General features: G+C 60.8%; 21 protein-coding genes and 1 pseudogene. 15 read left to right on the top strand and 7 right to left on the bottom strand.

Going from position 1 to position 24,966, the window contains the following annotated elements; genetic code table 11:
- The first annotated feature begins 22 nt into the window (after positions 1-22).
- The 4 genes from lexA to AC1Q8Q_RS26880 are packed head-to-tail and all read left to right on the top strand — an operon-like array spanning position 23 to position 5,754.
- A complete protein-coding gene (gene lexA, locus AC1Q8Q_RS26895; protein WP_492615726.1) occupies positions 23-640 on the top strand; it encodes a transcriptional repressor LexA in 618 nt (205 codons plus the stop codon).
- Positions 640-1,257, top strand: a complete 618-nt coding sequence (gene imuA / locus AC1Q8Q_RS26890) for a translesion DNA synthesis-associated protein ImuA (protein ID WP_020795461.1) — start codon at positions 640-642, stop codon at positions 1,255-1,257. The genes lexA and imuA overlap by 1 nt, the downstream gene beginning before the upstream one ends.
- A 7-nt stretch (positions 1,258-1,264) precedes the next feature.
- A complete protein-coding gene (locus AC1Q8Q_RS26885) occupies positions 1,265-2,680 on the top strand; it encodes a Y-family DNA polymerase (RefSeq protein ID WP_083349241.1) in 1,416 nt (471 codons plus the stop codon).
- Entirely contained in the window at positions 2,656-5,754 is a 3,099-nt protein-coding gene (locus AC1Q8Q_RS26880) for an error-prone DNA polymerase (protein WP_492615725.1), read from the top strand. Before AC1Q8Q_RS26885 ends, AC1Q8Q_RS26880 begins: the two co-directional genes overlap by 25 nt.
- 137 nt (positions 5,755-5,891) lie before the next feature.
- On the opposite strand, the gene AC1Q8Q_RS26875 is transcribed toward AC1Q8Q_RS26880, so the two are convergent.
- From AC1Q8Q_RS26875 to AC1Q8Q_RS26845, 7 genes are all read right to left on the bottom strand, one after another.
- The gene (locus AC1Q8Q_RS26875) at positions 5,892-6,554 is read right to left on the bottom strand and encodes a flavin reductase family protein (RefSeq protein WP_020795458.1); all 663 of its coding nucleotides are present in this window, start codon (positions 6,552-6,554) and stop codon (positions 5,892-5,894) included.
- Positions 6,555-6,566: 12 nt separating this feature from the next.
- The gene (locus tag AC1Q8Q_RS26870) at positions 6,567-8,054 is read right to left on the bottom strand and encodes an amidohydrolase family protein (protein ID WP_033044732.1); all 1,488 of its coding nucleotides are present in this window, start codon (positions 8,052-8,054) and stop codon (positions 6,567-6,569) included.
- A complete protein-coding gene (locus tag AC1Q8Q_RS26865) occupies positions 8,051-9,247 on the bottom strand; it encodes an amidohydrolase family protein (protein WP_454866046.1) in 1,197 nt (398 codons plus the stop codon). Before AC1Q8Q_RS26865 ends, AC1Q8Q_RS26870 begins: the two co-directional genes overlap by 4 nt.
- Positions 9,248-9,396: 149 nt before the next feature.
- Positions 9,397-10,449 carry an extracellular solute-binding protein gene (locus tag AC1Q8Q_RS26860; RefSeq protein WP_033040925.1) on the bottom strand — a complete coding sequence of 351 codons (1,053 nt, stop codon included), beginning with the start codon at positions 10,447-10,449 and terminating at the stop codon, positions 9,397-9,399.
- Positions 10,450-10,466: 17 nt separating this feature from the next.
- Complete coding sequence (locus AC1Q8Q_RS26855) at positions 10,467-11,255, bottom strand: ABC transporter permease (RefSeq protein WP_020795454.1); 789 nt, start codon at positions 11,253-11,255, stop codon at positions 10,467-10,469.
- Positions 11,252-12,169: an ABC transporter permease gene (locus AC1Q8Q_RS26850; protein WP_020795453.1), complete on the bottom strand. Its 918-nt coding sequence runs from the start codon at positions 12,167-12,169 to the stop codon at positions 11,252-11,254. Before AC1Q8Q_RS26850 ends, AC1Q8Q_RS26855 begins: the two co-directional genes overlap by 4 nt.
- A 1-nt stretch (position 12,170) precedes the next feature.
- Positions 12,171-13,253 carry an ABC transporter ATP-binding protein gene (locus AC1Q8Q_RS26845; RefSeq protein WP_020795452.1) on the bottom strand — a complete coding sequence of 361 codons (1,083 nt, stop codon included), beginning with the start codon at positions 13,251-13,253 and terminating at the stop codon, positions 12,171-12,173.
- Between the two features lie 140 nt (positions 13,254-13,393).
- Here AC1Q8Q_RS26845 and AC1Q8Q_RS26840 point away from each other — a divergent pair, with 140 nt between their 5' ends.
- From AC1Q8Q_RS26840 to AC1Q8Q_RS26790, 11 genes and pseudogenes are all read left to right on the top strand, one after another.
- Positions 13,394-14,083, top strand: a complete 690-nt coding sequence (locus tag AC1Q8Q_RS26840) for a GntR family transcriptional regulator (RefSeq protein ID WP_020795451.1) — start codon at positions 13,394-13,396, stop codon at positions 14,081-14,083.
- Positions 14,084-14,380: 297 nt separating this feature from the next.
- On the top strand, positions 14,381-16,777 hold the full coding sequence (locus AC1Q8Q_RS26835) for a type VI secretion system Vgr family protein (RefSeq protein ID WP_492615724.1): 2,397 nt from the start codon (positions 14,381-14,383) through the stop codon (positions 16,775-16,777).
- 16 nt (positions 16,778-16,793) lie between these two features.
- Positions 16,794-17,543, top strand: coding sequence for a toxin Tle1 chaperone Tla1 (gene tla1, locus AC1Q8Q_RS26830; RefSeq protein WP_492615723.1), 750 nt, complete (start codon positions 16,794-16,796; stop codon positions 17,541-17,543).
- A 186-nt stretch (positions 17,544-17,729) separates the two neighbouring features.
- Positions 17,730-18,233: a Tli1a family immunity protein gene (gene tli1a / locus AC1Q8Q_RS26825; RefSeq protein WP_492615722.1), complete on the top strand. Its 504-nt coding sequence runs from the start codon at positions 17,730-17,732 to the stop codon at positions 18,231-18,233.
- A gap of 61 nt (positions 18,234-18,294) precedes the next feature.
- A complete protein-coding gene (tli1a, locus tag AC1Q8Q_RS26820; RefSeq protein ID WP_492615721.1) occupies positions 18,295-18,804 on the top strand; it encodes a Tli1a family immunity protein in 510 nt (169 codons plus the stop codon).
- Between the two features lie 61 nt (positions 18,805-18,865).
- Positions 18,866-19,369 carry a Tli1a family immunity protein gene (gene tli1a, locus AC1Q8Q_RS26815; RefSeq protein ID WP_492615720.1) on the top strand — a complete coding sequence of 168 codons (504 nt, stop codon included), beginning with the start codon at positions 18,866-18,868 and terminating at the stop codon, positions 19,367-19,369.
- A gap of 61 nt (positions 19,370-19,430) precedes the next feature.
- Positions 19,431-19,943, top strand: a complete 513-nt coding sequence (tli1a, locus tag AC1Q8Q_RS26810) for a Tli1a family immunity protein (RefSeq protein ID WP_492615719.1) — start codon at positions 19,431-19,433, stop codon at positions 19,941-19,943.
- Entirely contained in the window at positions 19,931-22,285 is a 2,355-nt protein-coding gene (locus tag AC1Q8Q_RS26805) for a T6SS phospholipase effector Tle1-like catalytic domain-containing protein (protein ID WP_492615718.1), read from the top strand. Before tli1a (AC1Q8Q_RS26810) ends, AC1Q8Q_RS26805 begins: the two co-directional genes overlap by 13 nt.
- A complete protein-coding gene (locus tag AC1Q8Q_RS26800; protein ID WP_083349232.1) occupies positions 22,285-22,548 on the top strand; it encodes a PAAR domain-containing protein in 264 nt (87 codons plus the stop codon). Before AC1Q8Q_RS26805 ends, AC1Q8Q_RS26800 begins: the two co-directional genes overlap by 1 nt.
- 140 nt (positions 22,549-22,688) lie before the next feature.
- Complete coding sequence (locus AC1Q8Q_RS26795; protein WP_033042373.1) at positions 22,689-23,681, top strand: hypothetical protein; 993 nt, start codon at positions 22,689-22,691, stop codon at positions 23,679-23,681.
- Positions 23,674-24,966: pseudogene (locus tag AC1Q8Q_RS26790) on the top strand (ImcF-related family protein); the annotation flags it as partial. The gene AC1Q8Q_RS26795 and the pseudogene AC1Q8Q_RS26790, both read left to right, overlap by 8 nt.

The following is a 24,966-nucleotide window of genomic DNA, read 5'->3' as shown; positions in this document are numbered from 1 at the left end:
GGAAATTGCGGAAAGAGTACAAATGTACTCCATGACGACATTAACTCCCCGCCGTACCGCCATCCTGACTTTTATCCGTGATCGAATCGCGGAGCATGGTCAGTCCCCGAGCCTCGCTGAAATCAGCGAGGCGTTCGGCTTCGCCTCCCGCAGCGTCGCGCGCAAGCATGTGCTGGCGCTGACCGAAGCCGGTTTTATCGAGGTCAATCCACATCAGGCCCGGGGCATTCGCTTGCTCGGCCAGCCGCCGCGTCCCGAGCTGCTGGACATCCCGGTGCTCGGCCGGGTGGCGGCCGGTGCGCCGATCGGTGCCGATGCCGAGGTCCATAGCCGCTTGTTGCTCGACCCATCGATTTTCTCGCGGGTGCCGGACTACATGCTGCGGGTGCGCGGCGACTCGATGATCGAGGACGGCATTCTCGACGGCGACCTGGTGGGCGTGTACCGCAGCCCCGAGGCCATCAATGGCCAGATCGTCGTGGCGCGGCTCGACGGTGAAGTCACCATCAAGCGCTTCGAGCGGGTTGGCGACCAGGTTCGCCTGTTGCCGCGCAACCCGGCCTATCAACCGATCATCGTCGAGGCCGACCGGGACCTGGCCATCGAAGGGGTGTTCTGCGGCCTGGTGAGGCAAGGCTGATGGGTGCCGTCGTTGCGCTGGATACGCTGTTCAATGGCGGCCAGGTCTGGAGGGGCCGGCCTGCGCCGCCGGCCGCCAGCCCGCAACCCACCGGCCATGCCGCACTGGATGCGGCACTGCCCACGGGCGGTTGGCCGGAGGCGGCGCTGACGGAAATCCTCCTGGCCGGGCAGGGCGTGGGCGAGTTGCAACTGGTGTGGCCGGCGCTGGCGCGGCTATCGGCGGCGGGCGAGCGCATTGTGCTGGTGGCGCCGCCCTGCGTGCCATACCCCCAGGCCTGGCAGAACGCCGGGGTCGATCTGCGCCAGTTGTCGATCATCCAGGCCAGCGAGCGCGATGCGTTGTGGGCGGCGGAACAATGCCTGCGTTCGGGCAGTTGTGGTGCGGTGCTGTGCTGGCCGCACAAGGCCGATGACCGCGCCTTGCGCCGCTTGCAGGTGGCGGCGGAAACCGGCTCGACCCTGGCGTTCGCCTATCGCTCGCTCAGCGAAGCGATCAACCCTTCGCCAGCGGCCCTGCGCATCGCCATCGATGCCAAGCCCGCGCAATTACGGGTGCTCAAGTGCCGCGGCGGATTGGCCCGCTCGGCGCCGATTGCCTTCGCCGTGGGGCATTGAGGTTGCCATGCGCTGGGTCTGTATTCTGTTTCCGCAATTGGCGCTGGACGCGGTACTGCGTCAGCGCGCCGACCCCCAGGAGCCGCTGGCACTGCTGACCGGCCCGGCCCAGCGGCGGGTGCTGCAGGCGGTCAATGGCCCGGCGCGGGCGCTGGGTCTGCGCCCCGGCCAGTCCATGAGCGCCGCCCAGGCCTTGAGCAAGGGCTTTGCCACCGCCGAGTACGACGTCGCGGATATCGAACACTGGCAGCAATTCCTGGCCGCCTGGGCTTATCGATTCAGCTCCCAGGTCAGCGTGCATTATCCGCGGGCGCTGGTGTTCGAAATCGAGTCCAGCCTGGGACTGTTCGGCCCCTGGCCGCAATTCGAGGCGCGCCTGCGCAGCGAACTCGGCGAACTGGGGTTTCGTCACCGCATCGTCGCGGCGCCCAATCCGGTGGCGGCGCGGATGCTGGCCAACGCCTACGATGGCCTGGTGGTGGCCGACGAGCAAGCCTTGCAGCATCACCTGGGGCACATGCCCATCGACCGCATCGGTCTGGCGGCCAGCGTGGCCACGGCGTTGTCGCGCATGGGCCTGCGCACCTTGAGCCAGGTGCAGGCGTTGCCCCGGCACAGCCTGGCCCGGCGTTTCGAGGCCCAGGTGCTCAAGCACCTGGATGAATTGCTGGGCATACGACGCCTGGCGCTGGCGTTCTACCTGCCGCCGGACCGTTTCGATGTGCGCATCGAGCTCAATTTCGATGTGCAGTCCCATCAGGCCTTGCTGTTTCCGTTGCGCCGCCTGACGGGGGATCTGTCGACGTTCCTGTGCGGTCGGGACAGCGGTGTGCAGCGTTTCGACCTGCACCTGGAGCACGCCGGATTGCCGGACACGCTGATCAAGGTCGGCCTGCTCAGTGCCGAACGTGATCCGGCGATGCTGTTCGAACTGGCTCGGGGACGCCTGGAGCAAGTCCAGGTCGAAGCCCCTGTGCGCGGTTTTCGCCTGCGCGCCGAAGATTTGCCGAGCTTCGTTCCGCAGTTTCAGGAGCTGTTCGACGATCGCCCGCAGCAGACCTTGCCCTGGGAGCAACTGCGCGAACGCCTGCGCGCACGGCTGGGGGATGATGCCGTGCAGGGCCTGCGCTTCCAGGCCGATCACCGGCCCGAGTGCGCGTGGCAGGCCAGTGCCGACAGCCAGCCCGGTGCGCGATTGCCGACCGTGCAGCGACCGGGCTGGCTGCTGACCGAACCGCTGGCGGTGCACGAAGGCTCGACGCGCATCCTCATGGGGCCGGAACGCATCGAGTCCGGTTGGTGGGACGGCGATGACGTGCGCCGTGATTACTACTTGATCGAAACCCGTGCCGGCCAGCAGGGTTGGGCCTACCGTGCGGTGGGCGAGGGTGGTCAGTTGTGGCTGCAGGGCTGGTTCGCGTGAACGCCGGATATGCCGAGCTGCACTGTCTGTCGAACTTCAGTTTCCAGCGCGGTGCTTCCAGTGCCCTGGAATTGTTCCAGCGGGCGAAAAAACAGGGCTACCAGGCCCTGGCGATCACCGACGAGTGTACCCTGGCGGGTATCGTCCGCGCCTGGCAAGCGGCGAAGTCCGTGGAGCTGCCACTGATCATCGGCAGTGAAGTGCGCGTTGAGAACGGCCCGAAGCTGGTGTTGCTGGTGGAAAACCTCGAGGGTTACCAGACCCTGTGCCGACTGATCACACGAGCTCGACGTCGTACGCAAAAAGGTCAGTATCAAGTGCTGCGCGAAGACTTCGACGAAGCATTGCCAGGACTGTTGGCGCTGTGGGTGCCGGACGCGGTCGATGACCTTGAGCAGGGCCATTGGTTGAAGCAGGTCTTCGCCGAACGCCTGTGGCTGGCGGTCCAGCTGCATCGCGGCCAGGACGATACCCGACGACTGAATGATCTCCTGGCGCTGGCCGGGGAACTGCGGATACCCGCGGTGGCCAGCGGCGATGTGCACATGCATGCGCGCGGGCGCCGGGCCCTGCAGGACACCATGACCGCGATCCGTCATCACCTGCCGGTAGCCGATGCCGGACTGCGCCTGCACCCCAATGGCGAACGGCACCTGCGCGGCCTCGATGTGTTGCGCGAGCTCTATCCGCCAGCCTTGCTCGACGAAACCCTGGACATTGCCCGGCGCTGCACCTTTGATCTGGGTCAGTTGCGTTATCAGTATCCGCGCGAACTGGTGCCCGATGGGCACAGTGCAGCGTCCTGGCTACGGGAATTGACTGAGCGGGGCATGCGCCAGCGCTGGCCCCAGGGTGCGAGCGAGAAGGTCCGCGGGCTGATCGACAAGGAGCTGGGGCTGATTGCCGAGCTGGGCTACGAGAGTTATTTCCTCACTGTCCAGGACATCGTCGCCTTCGCCCGGCGCGAGAAAATCCTCTGTCAGGGCCGAGGCTCGGCGGCCAACTCGGCGGTGTGTTTCGCCTTGGGCATTACCGAGATCGACCCCGACCGGATGAACATGCTGTTCGAGCGCTTTCTTTCCAAAGAGCGCGACGAACCGCCGGACATTGATGTGGACTTCGAGCACGAGCGCCGTGAAGAAGTCTTGCAGTACGTGTTCCAGCGCTATGGGCGGACCCGCGCGGCACTGACTGCCGTGGTCAGCACCTACCACGCGGCCGGCGCTGTGCGTGATGTGGCCAAGGCGTTGGGGTTGCCGCCGGACCAGATCAATGCCCTGGCCGATTGCTGTGGTCACTGGAGTGATGAAACACCGCCCGTGGAGCGCCTGCGCGAAGGCGGTTTCGATCCCGAGAGCCCGGTGTTGCGCCGGGTATTGAGCTTGACCGGGCAACTGATCGGTTTCCCCCGGCACCTGTCACAGCACCCCGGTGGTTTCGTGATTTCCGAGCATCCCCTGGACACCCTGGTGCCGGTGGAAAACGCTGCCATGGCGGAGCGCACCATCATCCAGTGGGACAAGGACGATCTGGACGCGGTCGGCCTGCTCAAGGTGGATATCCTTGCATTAGGCATGCTCAGCGCGATTCGTCGTTGTCTCGATTTGCTGCGTCGTCATCGCAACCTGGACTTGAGCCTGGCAACGATCCCCTCCGAAGACCCATTGACCTACGACATGATTGGCCGTGCCGACACCATCGGCGTGTTCCAGATCGAGTCCCGGGCACAGATGTCGATGCTGCCCAGGCTCAAGCCCCGCGAGTTCTATGACCTGGTGATCGAGGTGGCCATCGTTCGCCCCGGTCCTATCCAGGGCGGCATGGTGCACCCGTACCTGCGGCGGCGGAACAAGGAAGAGCTCGAAAGCTATCCCTCCGAAGAGTTGCGCGAGGTGTTGAAGCGCACCCTCGGCGTGCCGCTGTTCCAGGAGCAGGTCATGCAGATCGCCATCGTCGCCGCCGACTACAGCCCCGGCGAAGCCGATCAGTTGCGCCGCTCCATGGCGGCCTGGAAACGCCATGGCGGACTGGAACCGCATAGGGATCGCCTGGCCGCCGGGATGAAGAAAAAAGGCTACACCGCCGATTTCGCCGCGCAGATCTTCGAACAGATCAAAGGCTTTGGCAGCTACGGTTTTCCCGAATCCCATGCCGCCAGTTTTGCCTTGTTGACCTACGCCAGTTGCTGGTTGAAATGCCACGAACCGGCGGCCTTCGCCTGTGCCCTGATCAACAGCTGGCCCATGGGTTTCTACAGCCCGGACCAGATCCTGCAGGACGCGCGCCGTCACCATTTGCAGATTCGTCCGGTAGACGTGCGGGCCAGCGACTGGGATTGCAGCCTCGAACCGATTGCCGGTGCGCAACCGGCGATTCGCATGGGCTTGCGCATGATCAAGGGCTTTCGGCAGGACGATGCCCGGCGCATCGAGGCGGCGCGTTCGAAAGGCGCCTTCGTCGACATCGCGGACCTTGGCGAACGGGCATGCCTGGATGCCCGCGCCCAGGAACAACTGGCCGATGCCGGTGCCTTGCGCGGGCTGGCCGGTGACCGGCATAGGGCGCGCTGGGAAGTGGCGGGGGTGCAAAAGCAGCTCGGCCTGTTTGCCGGCCTGCCCCGTCAGGAGGAAGGCGCGGTGGCGCTGCCCAAACCCACGGTCGGCGAAGACCTGTTGGCCGATTACAACAGCCTCGGCACCACTCTCGGGCCGCATCCGCTGGCCTTGTTGCGTGGTGAGTTGAAAGCCCGTCGCTGCCGCAGTTCGAAGGAGTTGCTGGAGGTGGAGCACGGGCGACCGGTCAGCGTCGCCGGGCTGGTAACCGGCCGACAACGCCCGAGCACCGCCAGTGGCGTGACCTTCGTCACCCTGGAAGACGAGTTCGGCAACGTCAACGTGGTGGTCTGGCGCGACCTGGCCGAGCGCCAGCGCCAGGTGCTGGTGGGCTCGCAGTTGCTCAAGGTCGATGGGCGCTGGGAGAAGGAGGGAGAGGTGCGGCATTTGATTGCCGGGCGCTTGAGCGACTTGAGTCCACTGCTCGACGGCATCAGCGTGCGCAGCCGGGATTTCCGCTGACCCCCGCACACAGATCGTTCCCACGCTCCGCGTGGGAACGCCGCCGGGGACGCTCCGCGTTCCGCTTCTGTAGGTGACGCGGAGCGTCACGGGATGCATTCCCACGCGGAGCGTGGGAACGATCAGTGGGAAGACGGTTACTTGGCGATTGGCCAAAACCGCTCGCCACCCCCCGGCGCATCCGTCCACGCCTGCAACGAGCGGGTCGGCAGGTCGAAATAATCCCGGGTACGCGCATACCCATGCCCACCCATCCGCCCGATCGCATCAAGCCCGAGTTGATCGATGTACAACGTCTTCGGGTCGATCAGCTCATCACGCACATGGGCCATCAGCACTTCACCAAAAATGATCTCCCGCGACTGACCGATGTTCAGCGCCATCATCCGCCGGCATTCCAGCGCCACCGGTGCCTCGCCGATGCGCGGGCATTTGACCGAGGTGCCAGGGATGGCGGTGAGGCCGGCGGCGGTCAGTTCGTCGAAACCGGGGGCGAAAGGTACGGCGCAGACGTTCATGGCTTCCACCAGGGCATCGCTGACGATGTTCACGGTGAACTCCTGGTTGAGCTGGATGTTGCGCGTGGTGTCCTTGGGACTCTGGTCGCCGTAGTTTTCCACGCCCAGCGCAAGGATCGGCGGATCGGCCGACAGCGCGTTGAAAAAGCTGAACGGCGCGGCGTTGACACGGCCTTCAGCGTCGACGGTGGTGACCAGGGCAATCGGGCGTGGCACCACGCTGCCGATCAGAATCTTGTACTTGTCCCGTGGGCTCAGTTGGCTGAAGTCGAAGCTTTGCATGGGCAGAATTCTCTAAAGGAGTGGATCGATGGCGCACAGCGGCACCTGTGCGCTGTAGTCGTCGGCGAACGGGATGGCCGGCTGGAACAGAGTCCTCCAGTCCGGTTGGCCGAAGGCCCGGTCGCTGTGGCTGCGCATCAGTTTTTCGAATTGCTGTTGGGCCTGGCGTTGCAGGGCGGGGTAGTCGACACCCCGTACCTGACCGTCCTGCATCACGCAGCGGCCATCGATGTAGCTAGCGATGCAATCGTCACCGCGCCCGGCCAGGAGCAGGTTCTTCAGCGGGTCGAACAGCGGCCCCAAGTGCAGTCCGCGCAGGCTGAACACGCTGATGTCGGCCTTGGCCCCCGGTGCCAGGCGACCAATATCTTCGCGGCCCAAGGCCTTGGCGCCGCCGAGAGTGGCGGCGTTGTACAGGTCCAGCGCGCTGGTGAGCGTATTGCCGCCCTCCATCAAGCGCGCAATGTTCAAGCCTTGGCGCATGTTGTCGAGCAAATCCGCCGGCCAGGTGTCGGTGCCCAGGGCGAAATTGACTCCCTTGGCGCGATAGCGACCAAACGAATTCAGCGCCTCGCCATCGCGGGCAAACACCACCGGGCAGTGCACCAGGCTGGCGCCACCATCGACCACGCGTTGCAGGTCGTCATCGCCGTGGGTGTAGATGCCGTGGGGCAACAGGCTGCGCGGGGTCAGCAGGCCCAGATCCTGCAGCCAGCCCAGCGGCGAACAACCGCGAAGTTGTTCCACCATCGCCACTTCGCCGAGCCCCTGGCAGCAATGCAAGCGCATCGGCGCGTTGAGTTCCCGGCTCAGTGCAGCAGTGCGTTGCAGCAACGCTGGCGTGCACGTCTGGATGCGATCCGGCAGCAGAGCGCCGCGGATCAACCCTTGATGAGCACCGTCGAAGTCCTGGAAAAACCGCTCGGTCGCATCGAGCCCGGCCAGGCCCCGGGCTTCGTCCCAGTGATGGGCCAGCGTGCCGTCGGCCTGCCAGTAACTCATGCCGCTCATGTAGCAGGGGCCGAGGTAGGTGCGCAGTCCCAACTCGGCCGCCACGCCGGCCACCGCGGCAAACTCGTCGTAGGTCTCGGCCCACTCGCGGTAGTACATCGAGGTGATCGGCATGGCTGTGGTGATGCCGTTGCGGATCAATTGGGTGAAGGCGTAGCGGTACTTGAAGACTTCTTCTTCGGGGCTGTAGCTCTCCCGTGGACCGCGCGCCAGATACTGCGCCGACCACATCCGGCCCATGTCGCGCTCGTCGCCGTTGTCCAGGGTCAGCACCGTGGAGTCGAGATCGCCCAGGGCATCCAGATCGATGAAGCCTGGGCCGATCAGCGCGTTGCCGTAATCAATCCACTGATCCACCGGCCCGGGAAAGTCACGCCCGACAAACACAATGCGCGAGCCTTCAAACACCACTTCGCCGTTGCGCCACAGCACATGTTGCGTGCCGTCGAAGCCGACCACGCAACTGGCCCGAAGTCCGATGCGCTTCACAAACGACTTTCCAGTAAACGACCGCCGGAAGCGATCAACTGCCCGCCGCGATAGACCTCGCGCGGTGGCCGTGAAACCACGGCTTCGCCCAACGTCTGCACGGGCATCAACAGGAAGTTCGCCGGTTGGCCAATCTCCAGGCCAACACCGTCATGACCCAGCGCCCGGGCACCATTGACCGTCGCCGCCTCAAATGCCGCCGCCAGTTCTTCGTCCTTGTTCAGATCGAAACGAAACGCCAGCAACATCGCCCGCTCCAGCATGTCGCCGTTGCCCATGGGCGACCAGGCGTCGCGGATGCCGTCCGAACCCAGGCACACATTCACGCCAACCTCGCGCAACGCCAGGAACGGCGGCACCGCGCAATCGGCCGGCGCCGAACTCATCAGCGAAATGCCCAATATTGCCAGGCGTTCAGCCACCGGTTTGATCTGGCTCCACGGCAACATCCCCAGGCAATAGGCATGACTGATCATCACCCGGTCTTGAAGACCGAAGCGCTGGGTGTAATCGGCGATCAGGGCGATCTGCCACAGGCCCAGCTCACCCTTGTCGTGCAGGTGAATGTCGACGCCACGGTCGAACTCGCTGGCCAGTTTGAACACAAAGTCGAGTTGCGCGATCGGGTCGTTGTCGATGCCACACGGGTCAAGGCCGCCGACGTTCTCGACGCCCAGGGCCATGGCTTCGCGCATCAGTTCGGCGGTGCCGGGGCGGCTGATCAGGCCGGTTTGCGGGAATACCACCAGTTGCAGGTCGATCAGGTCGCGGTATTGTTCCTGCAGTTGCTGCATGGCTTCGACATGGCGCAGGCCGAATTCCGGATCGATATCGACGTGGCAGCGCAGGGTCAGGGAGCCGCGGGCGATGCAGTTTTCCAGCAGGGCACCGGCGCGTTGCGCGATCGGTACGGTGACTTCGCGCAGGATGCGCCGCTCGTTGGCGATGTAGTCCTTGAGGGTGGGACCTGCGCTGTTCGGGCGCCAGGGCTGGCCCCAGAGGGTTTTGTCCAGGTGCACGTGGCTTTCCACCAGGGCGGGGGTCAGCAGCTGGTTTTGGCCGTCGATGTCGGTGGCCGACAAGGCTTCGTTCGAAGCGGGACGGCGTTGGCTGAACCGGCCGTTCTCGATCAGCAGGTCTTCGGCGGGGGCGCCGTAGGGGCGCACGTTGCGCAGCCAGCGGGGTTGGGTCATTGCATACCTCAAATTCTGTGTTGTTTGGGCGGGCCTCTTCGCGAGCAGGCTCGCTCCCACAATGGTTTTATGTGGGACACAGAATCTGGGGTAACCCCCGAACCCTGTGGGAGCGAGCCTGCTCGCGAAGGCCGCGACTCGGTTTGGGATCAGCCCTTGAGCTTCGCCCAAATGCGGTCCTGCAGCTCACGCGCCTTGTTGCTGCATTCCTTCTCCGGGCGCAGGCGCGAGGCGAATTCGTCGGGCATGTTGATGGCGTCCATGACTCGCCACTTGGCATCGATCAGCTTGTCGCTCTGGATGCCGTTGGCGTAGGCAATGGCGTTGGACACGGCGGCGGCGTTTTCCGGTTTCATCATCCAGTCGATGAAGATCTTCGCGTTGCCGGGGTGCGGTGCGCTTTTCGGCACGGCGAAGTTGTCCTGGAACATCGCCAGGCCTTCTTTCGGATACACGTACTTGATGGTGCTCTTCTGCAAGGTGGCCCGGGCGGTGGAGCCGTTCCAGTTCTGCATCATGATCACTTCACCGGAAGCCATGCGGTCGACGGTGTTGTCCGAGCTGTACATCTTCAGGAAGGGCTTCTGTTTTTGCAGCAGTTCGAGAATGCGCTTGGCGTCCTGCGGGTTTTCCGTGCATTCGTCGACGTTCAGGTAATGACTGGCGGCGTTGATCACGCTGCTGGAGGTGTCGAGGGCAGCCAGCTGCCCTTGCAGTTCCTTGCGTGGTTCGAAGAACTCTTTCCACGAATCGTCCAGCTTGCCGCCAGGCACCCGCGCGCTGTCATAGGAGAACCCGGTGCTGCCCCACAGGTACGGTGCCGAGAATTTGCGGCCAGGGTCGAAGCTTGGGTCGCGGAACGCCGGCTTGACGTACTGGAAGTTGGGCAGGGTCGAGGCGTCGATTTGCAGCAGCAAGTCCTGGTTGATCAAGGTGCGCATGATCGATTGCGACGGCACGATCACGTCGTACGCCGCACCACCGGCCTGCAATTTGGCCAACAGGGTTTCGTTGCTGTCGTAGCCGTCCATGGTGACCTTGATCCCGGTCTCCTTTTCGAACTTGGCCAACAACTCGACCGGGTAGTAATCGGTCCAGTTGTAGAAGAACAGCTCCTTGGGCTCGGCGGCGTGGGCGCTGAATGCGGTGAAGCAGCTCAGGGCCAGACTGGCAACGGCGAAACGCAGGCTTTTCACTTTCATGGACGAACACTCCAGGCTCATTGTTGTTTGCCGCGCTGTCCCAGCCAGAAGGCCAGCACCACCAGCACGATGGAAATCACCAGCATCAGGGTCGAGATCGCGTTGATCTCCGGCGTCACGCCGGCCTTGATCGCGGAGAAGATGTACACCGGCAAGGTGGTCGAACCGGGGCCGGCGACGAAGAAGGTCATGATGAAATCGTCGAGGCTGACCACGAACGCCAGCACCGACCCGGACAGCACCGCCGGCCACAACAGCGGCAGCGTCACCCGGCGAAACACCTGCCACGGGTTGGCGTACAGGTCGTTCGCCGCTTCCAGCAGGCTCTTGTCCAGGTCATTGAGCCGCGCGCGAATCGGCAGGTAGGCGAAGGGAATGCAGAAGCCGATGTGCGCGACGATCACCGTCAGCAACCCCAGCTTGATCCCCAGCGCCATGAACAGCAGCAGGGTGGCCACCGCGGTGACGATCTCCGGCAGGATCAGCGGCAGGTTGATCCCCCCTTCGACCATCTTCTGGCCGTAGAACGGCCGGTAGGTCGCCAGCGCCGCGAGCAAGGCAATCGCCGTGGCACAGACCGTGGCGATGCCGGCGACGATGATCGAGTTCAGCGCGGCGGTCTGGATAGACGGGTTGGCCAAAATCCGCCCGTACCAGGCGAACGAGAACTCGGTCCACACCGTCGCCGAGCGGTTGGCGTTGAAGCTGTAGGCGATCAACACGAAGATCGGCAGGTACAGGTAGGCCAGGATCAGCAGGCTGACTTCCCGGGTCATTGGCAGTTTTTTCAGGTGCAGGGCGATCATGCGGTAGCTCCCCGACGAAGAGTTTTGGCGGCGCTGCGGCTATACAGGGCGTACAGCACCAACGACAGCAGCAGAATCCCCAGTAGCAGGAACGACAGCGAACTGCCCAGGGGCCAGTTGCGCGCGGTGCCGAACTGTTGCTGGATCAGGTTGCCGATCATCAGGGTCTTGCCGCCGCCGAGAATCGCCGGGGTGATAAAGGCTCCCAGGCTCGGCACGAACACCAACAGGGAACCGGCAATCACCCCTGGCATCGACAGCGGCAGGATGATCCGCCGCAGTGCGTGCCAGCGATTGGCGCCCAGGTCATAAGCGGCTTCCACCAAACGCCAGTCGAGTTTTTCCAGGGTCGAGTAAATCGGCAGGATCATGAACGGCAGGAAGCTGTAGACCAGCCCGACGCTGACCGCGAAGTCGTTGTAGAGCAGGGTGATGCCGCCGGCACTGGGGAGCAGTGCGTTGAGGCTCTGGGCGACCCAGCCCTGTTCGCGCAGGATGATCAACCAGGCGTAGTTGCGGATCAGCAGGTTGGTCCAGAACGGGATGGTGATCAGCAACACCATCAGATTGCGCCGACGCGGGGTCAGGCTCGACATCCACAGCGCCACTGGAAAGCCGAACAGGAAACACAACACCGTGGTGCCACCGGCCTGGAACACCGAGCGCAACAGCGCCTGGGCGTAGACCCAGTTGAGCTCCAACTCGCCATCGAAACCTTCCTGGAAAAACAGCTGCACGTAGCTTTGCAATTGCCAGTCGGCCTGCCAGTCGACGCCGCCATAGACGTTGCGCGGTAGCAGGCTGATGTAGCCCATGATGCCCAACGGAATGGCGATCAGGGCCAGCAGGGTCAGGACCACCGGGCTGAGCAACAGCGCGCGGTTGAGGGCTGGGGAAGTGCTGCTGACGCTCATCTCAAGCCTCCATCAACAGGCAGGCGTGGGGGGGCAGGTTGACCGCCACCCGATCACCGACGCCACGGTTGCGATTGAGGCCCTCGTTGTTCTCCCGCAGCATCACCTTGATGTCGTTGTTCAGGCGGCACTGGTACAAGGTCGCGGTGCCGACGTACAGCACGGCTTCGATCACGCCGCGCAGGTGGTGCGGTTGCGCCGGGTCCACCAGTTGTGAACGTTCCGGGCGGAATGCCAGTTGCACCTTGCCGTCGATGCCTTGAGGCAGGCAGGGGATTTCCACCGGCATGCCGTTGGGCACGAACAGGTTTTCATTGTGCTGGCCGCGCTTGAGGTGGCCGGGCAGGAAGTTGATATCGCCAATGAACTGCGCGACGAACTGATGCTGCGGCCGTTCGTAAATGTCATTGGGCGTGCCGACCTGCAGGATCTTGCCGGCGGACATCACCGCAATGCGATCGGACAGGGTCAAGGCTTCTTCCTGATCGTGGGTGACGAAAATGAAGGTAATCCCGGCTTCCTTCTGCACCCGCTTGAGTTCGACCTGCATTTCCTTGCGCAGCTTGAGGTCCAGCGCCGACAGCGGCTCGTCCAGCAACAGCACTTTCGGTTTCGGCGCCAGGGCCCGTGCCAGAGCCACCCGTTGCTGTTGGCCGCCGGACAATTCGGCGGGTTTGCGCTTGGCCAGGTGCTGCATTTGCACCAGCGCCAGCATTTCATCGACCCGCTGCGCGATCAGCGTGCGATCAAGACCCTGCATCTCGAGGCCGAAGGCGATATTCTGCGCAACACTCATGTGTGGAAACAGCGCGTAGCTCTGGAACACTGTGTTGACTCGACGCTTGAACGGCGGCAGATCGTTGACCGGTTCACCGGCGAGGCGAATCTCACCCTCGCTGACATGCTCGAAGCCGGCGATGGTGCGCAGTAAAGTGGTCTTGCCACAGCCGGAAGGGCCGAGCAGTGTGAAGAACTCGTTATCGGCAATGTCGACTGAAACGTTGTCCAGAGCGGGTGCCAGCCCTGGATCGTCGGAATACCGCTTGGAGACATTACGCACTTCGATTGCAACTGGATGACCCATAATGGTGCATTCCTCTAATTATTGTATGCAAAATCTGGATGCAATTTAGAAATACCCGGATTAACCTGCTCGTGCAACCCCCTTTTTCAAGGCTGTTGATTCGCCTGGGGCCGGTTGCACAGCACTGAAGGAGTCTTCGAATGGCGGAAAAGAAACTGGAAACCACGGTGGACCGCGTCTACCAAGGGGTTTACGAGGCGATCAGCAAACGCTCGCTGCGTCCCGGCATGAAGCTGGGCGAGGCTTCGTTGGCCGAACTTTTCAATGTCAGCCGCACGTCAGTTCGAGCCGCGCTCAAGCAATTGGAAGCCGATGGACTGGTCACCACCGAGCCCAATAAAGGTGCGTCGGTGTCGCTGCCGAGCGACGAAGAGATCCGTTCGTTGTTCGAAACCCGGCGCCTGGTCGAGATCGGCATCGTCAGTGAATTGTGTCGCCGGCGCGATACGGCGGTGACCCGGGATTTGCGCGATCACTTGCTGCTCGAGGATGAAGCGCATCGCAACGGTGACCACGAACGGTTGATCCACCTGCTCGGCGAGTTCCACATCAAGCTGGCCCGCAGCCTGAACAACCCGGTGTTGCTCGACTGGTTCCAGAAGCTGATCTCCCGGGCCTCGCTGTACGCCGCCGCGCTCGATGACGACAGCCACGAAGCCTGCCGCGACGACGAACACCTGCGTTTGATCGAGTACATCGAGGCGGGCAACCAGAGCGCGGCGATCGAGCTGACGTGCATCCATTTGAATGGCATCGAGAAGGCGATTCTGGATGTGGCGGCGACCTTGAAAAGTAGCTACAACCCGCTCAAGCATCTGATTGAGGTGTAACCAGCCGGTCTGAATCTGCAGATGCAATCTGTGGGAGCGGGCTTGCCCGCGATGAGGGCCTGACAATCAATATTTGGTTGAACGTTACGCCGCTATCGCTGGGATGGCGGCGGCAGAGAGGCCTGGCGCCAAGAGCGGGAAAACTCCTACATATCAGATACACCAATCAAAGACGCGTCCTACGCACAAAAAGGAAACGTCTTATTTTCAGCACGTGTCAGCTTCCCTAAAGCTGTCGAGCACTTGAACGAGGGATGGAAATGAAGCCTCCCCGTATGCTCTCAGGGAGGTCTGTACATGAGCACCGCACCAACCGTTTTCTTCAACCACAGCCGCCATAAACTCTGGGTCCGCAACCTGGAGCCCCACCTCGATGTCCTCGCCTTCCGCGGCGAAGAACGCCTCAGCCAACCCTTCACCTACGAGATAGAGTTCACCAGCGCCGAGCTCGATCTTGAAGCCGAACAGCTGCTGGGCAAGGACGCCTCTTTCAGCTTGCACGCGGCGCCATCGAACGTCGCGCCGATGCCTTGGGAAGTGCCCGAGGTCAAACCGTTGCGCACGCTGCACGGCGTGATCACCGGCCTCAAGCGCCTGTGTGCCTCCCGTGACGAAGCCCGCTACGAACTCATCCTGCAACCGCGTTTGGCCTTGCTTGAACGCGGCCGGCAATACCGCATCTACCAGGATCAGTCGGTGCCGGAAATCGTCGAAAGCATCCTGCGCAGCCGCCACGACTTCCGTGGCCAGGACTTCCTGTTCCGCCTGGTGCGTGACTACCCCCGGCGAGAGCAGGTCATGCAGTACGGTGAAAGCGACCTGGCTTTCATCAGCCGGCTGCTGGCCGAGGTCGGCATCTGGTACCGCCTCACCAGCGACCAACGCCTGCACATCGACGTCGTGGAGTTCTGCGACGGGCAGCGCGGCTACCAGTTCGACGTCGAGCTGCCGTACTACTCGCCCGCGGGGCTCAGCAGCAGCGATGCGGACGGCGTGTGGGGCCTGCAAACCCACCACCAGGTAGTGGAAAAAAACGTCAACATCCGCACCTACCACCCCCTTGACGCCAATGCCCACCTCGACGCCGACGTCGACCAGACCCGCGGTGCGAAAATCACCTACGGCGAGGCCTACCACTACGCCGAACCCTACCGCGTGCTCGGCGACGCCTATGACCGGCACGAAGGCCTGGCAAGCGAAAGCGGTTTTTTCTACGCGCGCTTGCGCCACGAGCGCTACCTCAACGAGCAGACCCGCCTTCGCGGCATCACAAGCAGCGCCACCCTCGCACCGGGTCAGGTGCTGACCGTCACCGGCGGCGCACCCAAGGCCTTCACCCCGCGTTGCGCGATCATCGGCGTGCGTACCCGTGCCGCCCGCGATGCCAGCTTCGAGTGCCGCTTTGAAGCCATGCCCTATTCGGAAACCCTGTGCTTTCGCCCGCCACTGCTGCCCAAACCACAAATCGCCGGCACCGTCCCGGCCCGGGTCACCAGCGGCGAAGCCCATGACAAATACGCCGAAATCGATCTGCGAGGCCGCTACAAGGTCAACTTCCTGTTCGACCGCGACCCGTGGAAGCTCGGTGAAGAAAGCATGTGGCTGCGCCTGGCGCGTGCCTACGCCGGCGACACCCATGGCCTGCACCTGCCGCTGATCTGCGGCACCGAAGTGGCCATCGCCTTCGAACAGGGCGACCCGGACCGTCCCTACATCGCCCACGCCCTGCACGACAGCGAACACCCGGACCACGTGACCCTGCGCAGGCGCGACCACACACGCAACGTGCTGCGTACACCGGCGAACAACAAGCTGCGCATGGAAGACCTGCGCGGGGAGGAACACGTCAAGCTCAGCACCGAGTATGGCGGCAAGAGCCAGCTGAACCTGGGGCATTTGGTGGATGCCACGAAGAAAAAACGCGGGGAGGGGTTTGAGCTAAGGACGGATGATTGGGGGGCGCTGCGCGCGGGCAAAGGGTTATTCATCAGCGCCGATGAACAGCCCAAGGCTGCTGACGATGTACTCGCCATGGCGCCGGCCAGCCGCCAGATCGAAAGCGCCCGACAACAAATGGCCCAGTGGCAGGAAATTGCCCAGGCCCATAACAGTCGACCACCCGCCATCGACGGTCTGCAGCAACTACAAACGGACGCCAAAGACCTGTCCGCCCCAGCCATCCTCTTGAGCGCCCCCGACGGCATCGGCGCAGTCACACCGGCCAGTCTGCTGCTCAACAGTGGCGACGGGATGTACCTGCAAAGCCGTGACGACATCCACCTCGCCGCCGACCGGCGCCTGTCGGCACACGCCAAAAAAGGCATCTCACTGCTCGCCCAGCGCGAAGGCATGCGCCTGGTCTCCGGCGAAGGCCCACTGGAAATCGAATCCCACGGCGATCTGATGAACCTGATTGCCCAGCAGGACATCACCGTGCAGTCGGTGCAGGGGGAGCTGCAGTTGTTGGCCAAGAAGGGCATCACGCTCGGCAGCGGAGAAGCATTAATCCGCCTCAGCCCAACCGACGGAATTCTATTCGATAGCCCCACCAAACTACTGTCCAGAGGACAGCACGTTTGGGAGGGGCCTGGCGGCCAGCGTTTTCCGTTGATGGAGCTGCCGAAGTCGGTGTGCGAGGAGTGCCTGCAAAAGGCTCGGAAAAACGCCATTGGCTTGCTGATGCGCCAAGGCTGATCGAGGAGATATACAGATGAAATTGCCTATCCCATGGCTGGAGCAGATCGAGCAGGTGTGCGCCAGAACGGAAGTACAGGAAGTTGATCTTTTGCTCGATCAAGCCACGTGGAGCAAATGCGCTGTTCCCGGGCTGCAGCAATTGAGTCCCAAGGTGCCTTGGTTCTCATTGTTCACCGGTACACCAGAGGAAAACCTGCTGGACCAGGCACCGCTGTTGATGCGCCTGGACCTGACTATTTGGCAGCACAAGGCTTGGCTGGAAGAACTCATCGAGCACTGCGCAGCAGATGCTCGCCTGATGGTTCTGATTTCGAACCTGCCGTTTGAAGAACTGAGTCATGCCTTGCGAGCCCTGTCCCAACTGCAGTGGGGTGGACAAGCTGGCTTGTTGCGTTTCTACGATCCGCGAATCTTTCCCGTGCTGGTGAATTCCATCCTCACCACCGAACAGCGCGCCGAGTTCCTGCGAGTCGCTTGCTTTTGGGGCTGGCTTGATCGCGACGACCAGCCGCAATGGCTACAAAGCAATTGCTTGACGAAACAGAGCAGCATCGAAGTCGAACCCTGCGTGGAACTTAATGATGAACAATGCGAAATGATCGGATGTATTAGTGATGCCCAGAAACTTCTGGTGCGCGTTGAGTTTGATCATCTGGACGATAGCAAGGAAAGACGTTTTGAGATGTTGTACACGATTGCCATGCAAGCAAGTCGAGAGAATTACTTTGGCAATATAGTCGAGTACGCGCGCCAACGACTTTGAGCTGACTATGAAATGGTGCACCTCGGTATGCATTCCGATGTCGGCGGAGGGTATTCGCAAAACGAACGGCCAGGATATGGGCCAGGTATAACTTTTATCCTCCGGTTGCATGGGAGAGACGCTCATTCGGGATTTTCCCATGCAGCCTGAACTGAAATCAGGGAATGGTCGGTGATGGAGGTGACAATGAAAACAATGTGGGCGATATGGTTGTTGGGTTTATTTGGATTGGCGTTGGTGGGATGTTCCACGGCGGACAACGAAATGGCGGGAGGGAATATACAAGCGGTTAATCATACGCTGAACAATATCAATTGGCTCTCGGTGAATGGCTATCGGGCTGATGGGGGTGGGGGACGTTCTTGCTGCATTATTATGCCTACGAAATGGCGTCCTGGTTTGAAGGCTAATATTGAATGGGAACTTGATCCTGAGCCTCATGCAAAATTGCCATCCGTTACTTCTATAGAATTTCGAGATGCGTATGCTAAACACTCCGCCAATTATCGACGGTACGCCGCGGTCGTAGATATTCCAGAGTGGCCAGGAACGGAGTCATGCGATCTTAAGGTGCATTTTTTCACCTGTAACCAGGTAGAGGTTACGACTTCTTGCTGGGCACCCAGTTCACCTAATTATCCGATCAGAGTACCTATGGGAATGAAGGAGCCTTCCGTATGCCCGAAGTAAAAATTAACTCGAGGGCTAAGGTCTGGATATCGCCCGTCTTTCCGGTGCTGGGGAATCGACAATGAAAATAACCTGGGTTCGATGGTTGTTGGGTGTGTTTGTGTTGATGTTGGTTGGATGTTCCACAGCGGATAACGAAATGGCGGGAGGAAATATACAAGCGGTTAATCATACGCTGAGCAATATCAATTGGCTCTCGGTGAATGGTTACCGGGCCGACGGGGGTGGGGGACGTTCTTGCTGCATTATCATGCCTACGAAATGGCGTCCTGGTTTGAAGGCGCATATTGAATGGGAAGTTGATACTGATCCTTATGCTTATTCTAAATGGCCGCCGCTAGGGACTGATGGCTATAGAGTGGCTCAAGCTAAGCATAAGGCCAACTATCAGCGCTACAGCACTGTCGTGGAAATTCCAGAGTGGCCAGGAACGGAGTCATGCGATCTTAAGGTGCATTTTTTCACCTGTAACCAGGTAGAGGTTACGACTTCTTGCTGGGCACCCAGTTCACCTAATTATCCGATCAGAGTACCTATGGGAATGAAGGAGCCTTCCGTATGCCCGAAGTAAAAATTAACCCGAGGGCTGAGGTCTGGATATCGCCCGTCTTTCCGGTGTTAGGAAGTCGACAATGAAAATAACCTGGGTTAGATGGTTGTTGGGTGTGTTTGCGTTGGTGTTGGTTGGATGTTCCACAGCGGACAACGAAATGGCGGGAGGAAATATACAAGCGATTAATCATACGCTGAGCAATATCAATTGGCTTTCGGTAAATGGTTACCGGGCCGACGGGGGTGGGGGACGTTCTTGCTGCATTATCATGCCGACGAAATGGCGTCCTGGCTTGAAGGCGCATATTGAATGGGAAGTTGATACTGATCCTTATGCTGAGTCGCCGCCTCTCGGGACGAAAGAGTTTAGGGAATTTATGAAAGTTCATAAGGCTAAATATCAACACCATCGCACAATAGTAAATATTCCAGAGTGGCGAGGAACGGAATCATGTGATCTTAAAGTGCATTTTTTCACCTGTAACCAGGTAAAGGTTACGACTTCTTGCTGGGCACCCAGTTCACCTAATTATCCGATCAGAGTACCTATGGGAATGAAGGAGCCATCCGTATGCGCGAAGTAAAAATTAACTCGAGCGCTAAGGTCTGGATATCGCCCGTCTTTCCGGTGTTGGGGGATCGACAATGAAAATAACCTGGGTTCGATGGTTATTGGGTGTGTTTGTGTTGGTGTTGGTGTTGGTTGGATGTTCCACAGCGGATAACGAAATGGCGGGAGGGAATCTAAAAGCGGTTAACCATACCTTGCATGCGATCAATTGGTTTTCAGTCAATGGTTATAGAGCATACGGTGGCGGCGGAAGTTCTTGCTGTATTGTCATGCCAATTAAATGGAGGCCTGGTTTAAAGGCTTACATTGAGTGGGAGGTGGATACCGATCAATTTGCGTACTCGAAGTGGCCATCTGATCCAGAGGGATATCGGCTGGCTCAATTGGAACATAAAGCTAAATATAAGCACTACAGCGCCACGGTGGATATCCCCGAGTGGCAAGGTACGGACTCTTGTGGTTTGAGTGTGCATTTTTTAAGTTGCAATCAAATAAAAGTTACAACTTCGTGCTGGGGGTACGGGTCACCCAATAACCCTATTAAAGAACCTAAGCGGATGAAGGAGCCAGCTGTATGTCCGAAGTAAAAAATAATCTGAGTGCTAAGGTCTGGGCACCGCCCGCTTTTCCCGTGGTAGGGCGTTTGCCGGGGGAAGTTCTTACGGTGACTTGCAACTGCGACAAGCAAACTGCCGAGGAAGACAGTCACCATCAACAGGTCAACTCCAAAGGGAGGTCCCAGCGGTTCGAATGCGTTCAAAGTTTGCATGTCAGTTTGTTTTTCGATGGTACTAACAATAATGAAGATAACGATACCAAGAAAAACCACCCCAGTAATATTGCCAAGCTTTTTCATGCGTCGCTCAGGGGTGAACAGGCAGAAAAAGAGGGCTTTTTTTCTTTTTACATGCCTGGTGTAGGTACTCCCTTTCCCGAAATTGGCGAACTGGATTACAGCGCGGAGGGGCTGAGGTATGCGACGGGTGGTGAAGATCGCATCAATTGGGCATTGGTGTCATTGGCCCATGCGCTGAGGTTTGCATTAACTAAGAAAGAGTTATCCAAAGCCGACAGAAAAAAAGCAGTCAATGCCATGAGCACCTGGCAGGCACCGCTGATGAGCGGCCTGGGGGAAGGCAAACGACGACGAGTCATGCACGGGCTGTTGGGCCCCTTGGAGGCCTGTAAAGAAAAGTCCCTGCAGCCTAAAGTATTGGCAGTCAAACTGTACGTGTACGGATTCTCGCGCGGGGCGGCGGAAGCTCGTACTTTCGTGAACTGGCTGAGCCAGTTGTTCGACACCCCGACCGGGGCCCAGCTTCCTGAGCAACGTCTGATCGGCTTGCCGGTCAGCATCGAATTTCTCGGTGTGCTAGACACCGTCGCCTCGGTCGGCATCGCCCATGCGGCGCCTTTTTTTGCGGGTCACATGGACTGGGCCGATGACAGTCAGTTGTTACCTGACGCCGCGAAATTTCCTAAATTCGTCAAATGCTGCCGGCACTTCGTCGCGGCCTTCGAGCAGCGCTCGTGTTTTCCGCTGGACTCGATCCGCAACGAGGACGGTCAGTACCCGCTCCATACCTATGAAGTGGTGTACCCCGGTGTGCATTCTGATGTTGGGGGTGGTTATCCGCAGAATGACCAGGGCAAGGCTCGCGGTGGTACGGATGAACTGGTATCGCAAATTGCCCTGCACGACATGTATGCCGAAGCCTTCGCCGCCGGCGCGCCGTTGCAGGTGCCGGAAACGGTGCTACCAAAAACATTAGAGCCATATAAGGCATGGCGCGAAATGGGGCCGCAAACCTTGTCAGAGTTTGTGGTTAGTCAGCAAACAATCGAACGCTTCAACGCCTGGCGCCACACCCTCCCAGGCATCACCACCGACACCCCCACCCACACAAAACCCTGGGAGTACAAACCACAGCAACTCGGCATCACCTTGGAAGAAACCCTGGCCGATCAACTGGGCTGGATCACCGGTTGGCGCATCGGTCGGTACGCCGATGACCCGTTGCAGAATAACGACAGCTACAGGCATCAGCCGTTCTTCATCCAGGCCAATGAAGTCACTGTGTTCGACACCAGTGATCAACGCGAGGCCTATGAAAAACAGAAAAAAATCATTTTGGCCGATCGGCTGAAAACGCCCGCGGCGGCGACGAACCACCCCGGCCCGCCCATCTATGAACCGCAGATCGACAAGACCCAGCTCAGCCAGGCGGCGGCGGAGTTCAAGCGCGACTACAAGGGCTTCGACCGTCAGCAGACCAGTGCGGTCGGCACGATCACCGATGTGCTGTTGCGCGACGCCATCTATCTGCTCAACGAAAACGATGAGTTGCAGGACCACGCTGCGATCAAGGCGGCAGGTGAACGGCGCACCAAACAATTGTTCAGCGATGCCCGGGGCACGCCCAGCAAGGACCCGCGCATGGCGCTGGTGGTCGCGTTGTTCGATGACCAGATACACGACTCACGCGCCTGGTTCATGCATGACGCGTTGGGTTCGCGTGAGATATGGGCGGGCTACTTCTTCTATCGCATGACGTATTTCGGCAATGACAACAGCCGGGACCTGTCACCGGTGGTAGTGGCCGGGCGAATACTGGGCGTTGCGATGCTGGCCGGCGCCACGGTGTACGGCATTAAGCGGGGTGGGGCGCTGGGCGGGGTTGGTGGGGTGGTCGCGGGCATCGGTGGCACCACCATCGGCTATCAAGTGATCGACAAGGCGCGCGGTGTAGCGCTGCCGTTCCTGCCGGAGGCCGCGCAGTTGCTGAAGCCGACAGCGCATATCGGCCAGGTGGCGGCTGAGCTGAAGCAGCAGATTGCCCAGGAAGACTATGCGCAACGCATCGACCGCACCGCCGCCTTTCTGCGCGAGGCCGGCAGTCTGTTCGAACTCACCGGGGAGGTCGTCTGATGTTGCCTCTGGTACGCATGGGGGACTCGATGAGCCCTTTCGGCGGTGAAGTGCTTGAAGGTCACTACGAGGCATTCGGCCAGCCAGTCGCCTGTGTGGGGGATCAGGCTCGCTGCGATTTGCACGGCATGACGCGCATCGCGGAGGGTACCTCGGTGGCGATCATGGACGGCAGGCTCGTGGCCCTGCACGGGTATGAGTGTGATTGCGGTTGCACCCTGGTCAGCTCGCTTGCGGCTTCGTTCATGGTAGTGGCGCCATGAACCGCGCGCCGCAATACCCGGACCTTGTCGAACCGCGTGAACCGCATTGGCGCCGTTGGTGGCTGGTTTTGCCGTTGCTCTGGGGGTTGCAGTCGGCGGTTTTGTTGTCGTTATGGCCAGAGGAGCAGCCAAGGGGAGAACTGTGGATGTGGAGTGCAGTCATGCCTTTTTGCTGGGTGTTGGCCCTAGCGCTGCGCGTGTTGGGGTGGCAAATCTGCCTGTTCAACCGCGATGTGTATCGACGCACGGTGGAGGCTGCGGTGCAGCGTTGGTGGGGACGTCGCCGCTTGGGTTTGCCGGTGGAACACGTGCTGCTCCTGGGGCCCGTCGGCGATGAGCAAATACATTACAACGGCTTGATGGCCGGTGTTCCCGCCCCCAAGCCATCGAAGCCCGACGGCGCTACACAGCGCATGTTGCGCTGCCCGGTGTCGCTGGGTTCGTCCAGTGAGCGTGCGCCAGCATTGGCCCGGCGCCTGGCCAGGATGACGCTTGAACTCCCCGAGTTGAAACAACGCTGGCCGTGGTTGCGCGGGATCGCCTGGATCGGGGATGAGGCCAGTCAAAGTGCGTATTTAACGGCAGTGGCCAAGGGCGACGTGGCGTTGCCCGAAGCGCGCATGCCTTTGGATGACCTGGCCGATCTGGACACGCTCATTGATGCGTTTCACCACGACTGTCGCGATGAGGCGGATTGGTTGCTTTGCGCCGGGGTGGTCTCGGTGCCGAGCGCTGGCGAGCCGGATCTTCCCGGTGAAGCTGGATTTCTCTGGCTGGTGAGCCACCAGGGTCGGCAGTTATTGCACAGGGGCGAGTACTTGTTGAGTGAGCTCGACGAGTCGCCCGCTGAGCTCTGTGTCCAGATCCAGCGCTATGCCGGGTTGGACGCAGCACCGCCCGATTGCCTGGCGCTGGATAAAACCAGCCAGGGCACTTTCCTGAAAGGTGGCTGGCAGTCTGGCGAACATCAATTGTCCGGGTACTGGGGCGTGTTGGCGCAATTGGCGCCTTTCATCGGCATGTCCCTGGCGTTGTTGCAGGCAAAGGAGGCCGGACAACCTTGTGGTTGGCTGAGTCAGGACGGAAACGATCGATTGGCTATTGGAATGGCGGTGCCTCATGGCAATGAATAAGCAAGCGAGCGAAGGCTCACTGATGAAGGTGGGATTGGGCTATCTGCTGGTCGTGACGGTCGTGGTGGTGTTCGGTTGTCTGCTGTACGACTTGACCCACGAGTACATCGGCTGGCCAAGGCTGCCCCTCAAATCGTTGGCGCTGTGGGGGGGTGGAAGCTGGTTTGCCTTGTGCTGGTTCTGCCCGGTGATATTGCTCGCCTGGGATCGATTGGCGGTGGCGCGGGCGATGCGCGTGACGGGCGCGGCTGTTGATGCGCCGATTTCGCCATTCAGCAAAGAGCCCGTTCCGGACGACGATTCATGGGTCGCTAAGTTAAAGGAACACCTGCACGAAAATCACGGTTTCCTTTGGCGCCGCAAAATCCGCCTGCTGCTGGTCGTCGGCGAACCCGCTCAAATCGCCGCCATCGCCCCCAACCTGAAAGATAAAAAATGGCTCGCCGGCCACGACACCGTTCTGCTCTGGGGCGGCAGCACCCAAACCAAATTCGCTGATGGCCGCTTCAGCTCGTGGCAAGGCCTGAGCCGCTGGCGCGGTCTCGACGGCGTGATCTGGGCCTTGAACAAAGAGCAGAGCATGGACGCCAGCGCTATGGACGCCGGTGTGCGTCACCTGCAAGACCTGGCGCGCCAATTGCGCTGGCAGTTGCCGCTGCACCTGTGGCAGGTCCGCGACAGTGGATGGGAACAGAACAAGCGCCAGACCCAGGCCATCGGTTGTTGGCTACCGTCACAGGTGACGCCGCTGGCCTTGGAAAGCGGGCTGGAGAGCCTGGTGCAACCCCTGCGCGACGGTGGTTGGGTGCAGATACGGGGCGCGATGAACCATGACTTCCTGCTGCGTCTGTCCCGCGATTTGCAGGCCGAGGGCATTGCCCGTTGGCGGCAAGTTCTTGCGCCGTTGTTCCGGGTGTTCGACCGTGGCGTGCCGTTACGCGGGTTGTGGTTCAGCCTGCCGGTGCAGGGGGGTCAAGAAACTAAAGAAAATACGGATAACCTTTGGCACGCCACACCACCCTGGGACGGCGTGCTCGATGACAAAAGGGTTCGCCCTGAGCGCCTCGGCTGGCCCGCGACCCGCATCGCGCAAACCCTGATGCTCGCCCTGACTCTGGCCTGGGGCGCCGGCCTGCTGCTGTCCTTCGTCAGCAACCGCGTACACATCGCCCAGGTGCAAACCTCCCTGGCGACCTTGCAACACTCAGCCACCCGTGACGAACAATTCCTCGCCCTCAACGAGCTGATCCGCGAACTCGGCCGCCTGGATTACCGCGCCACCCAC

This window comes from Pseudomonas sp. GW823-FHT06B06 (assembly GCF_058795195.1).
The sequence above is the reverse complement of the archived record's forward strand: the minus strand, read 5'-3'. Positions and strand labels throughout refer to the sequence as shown.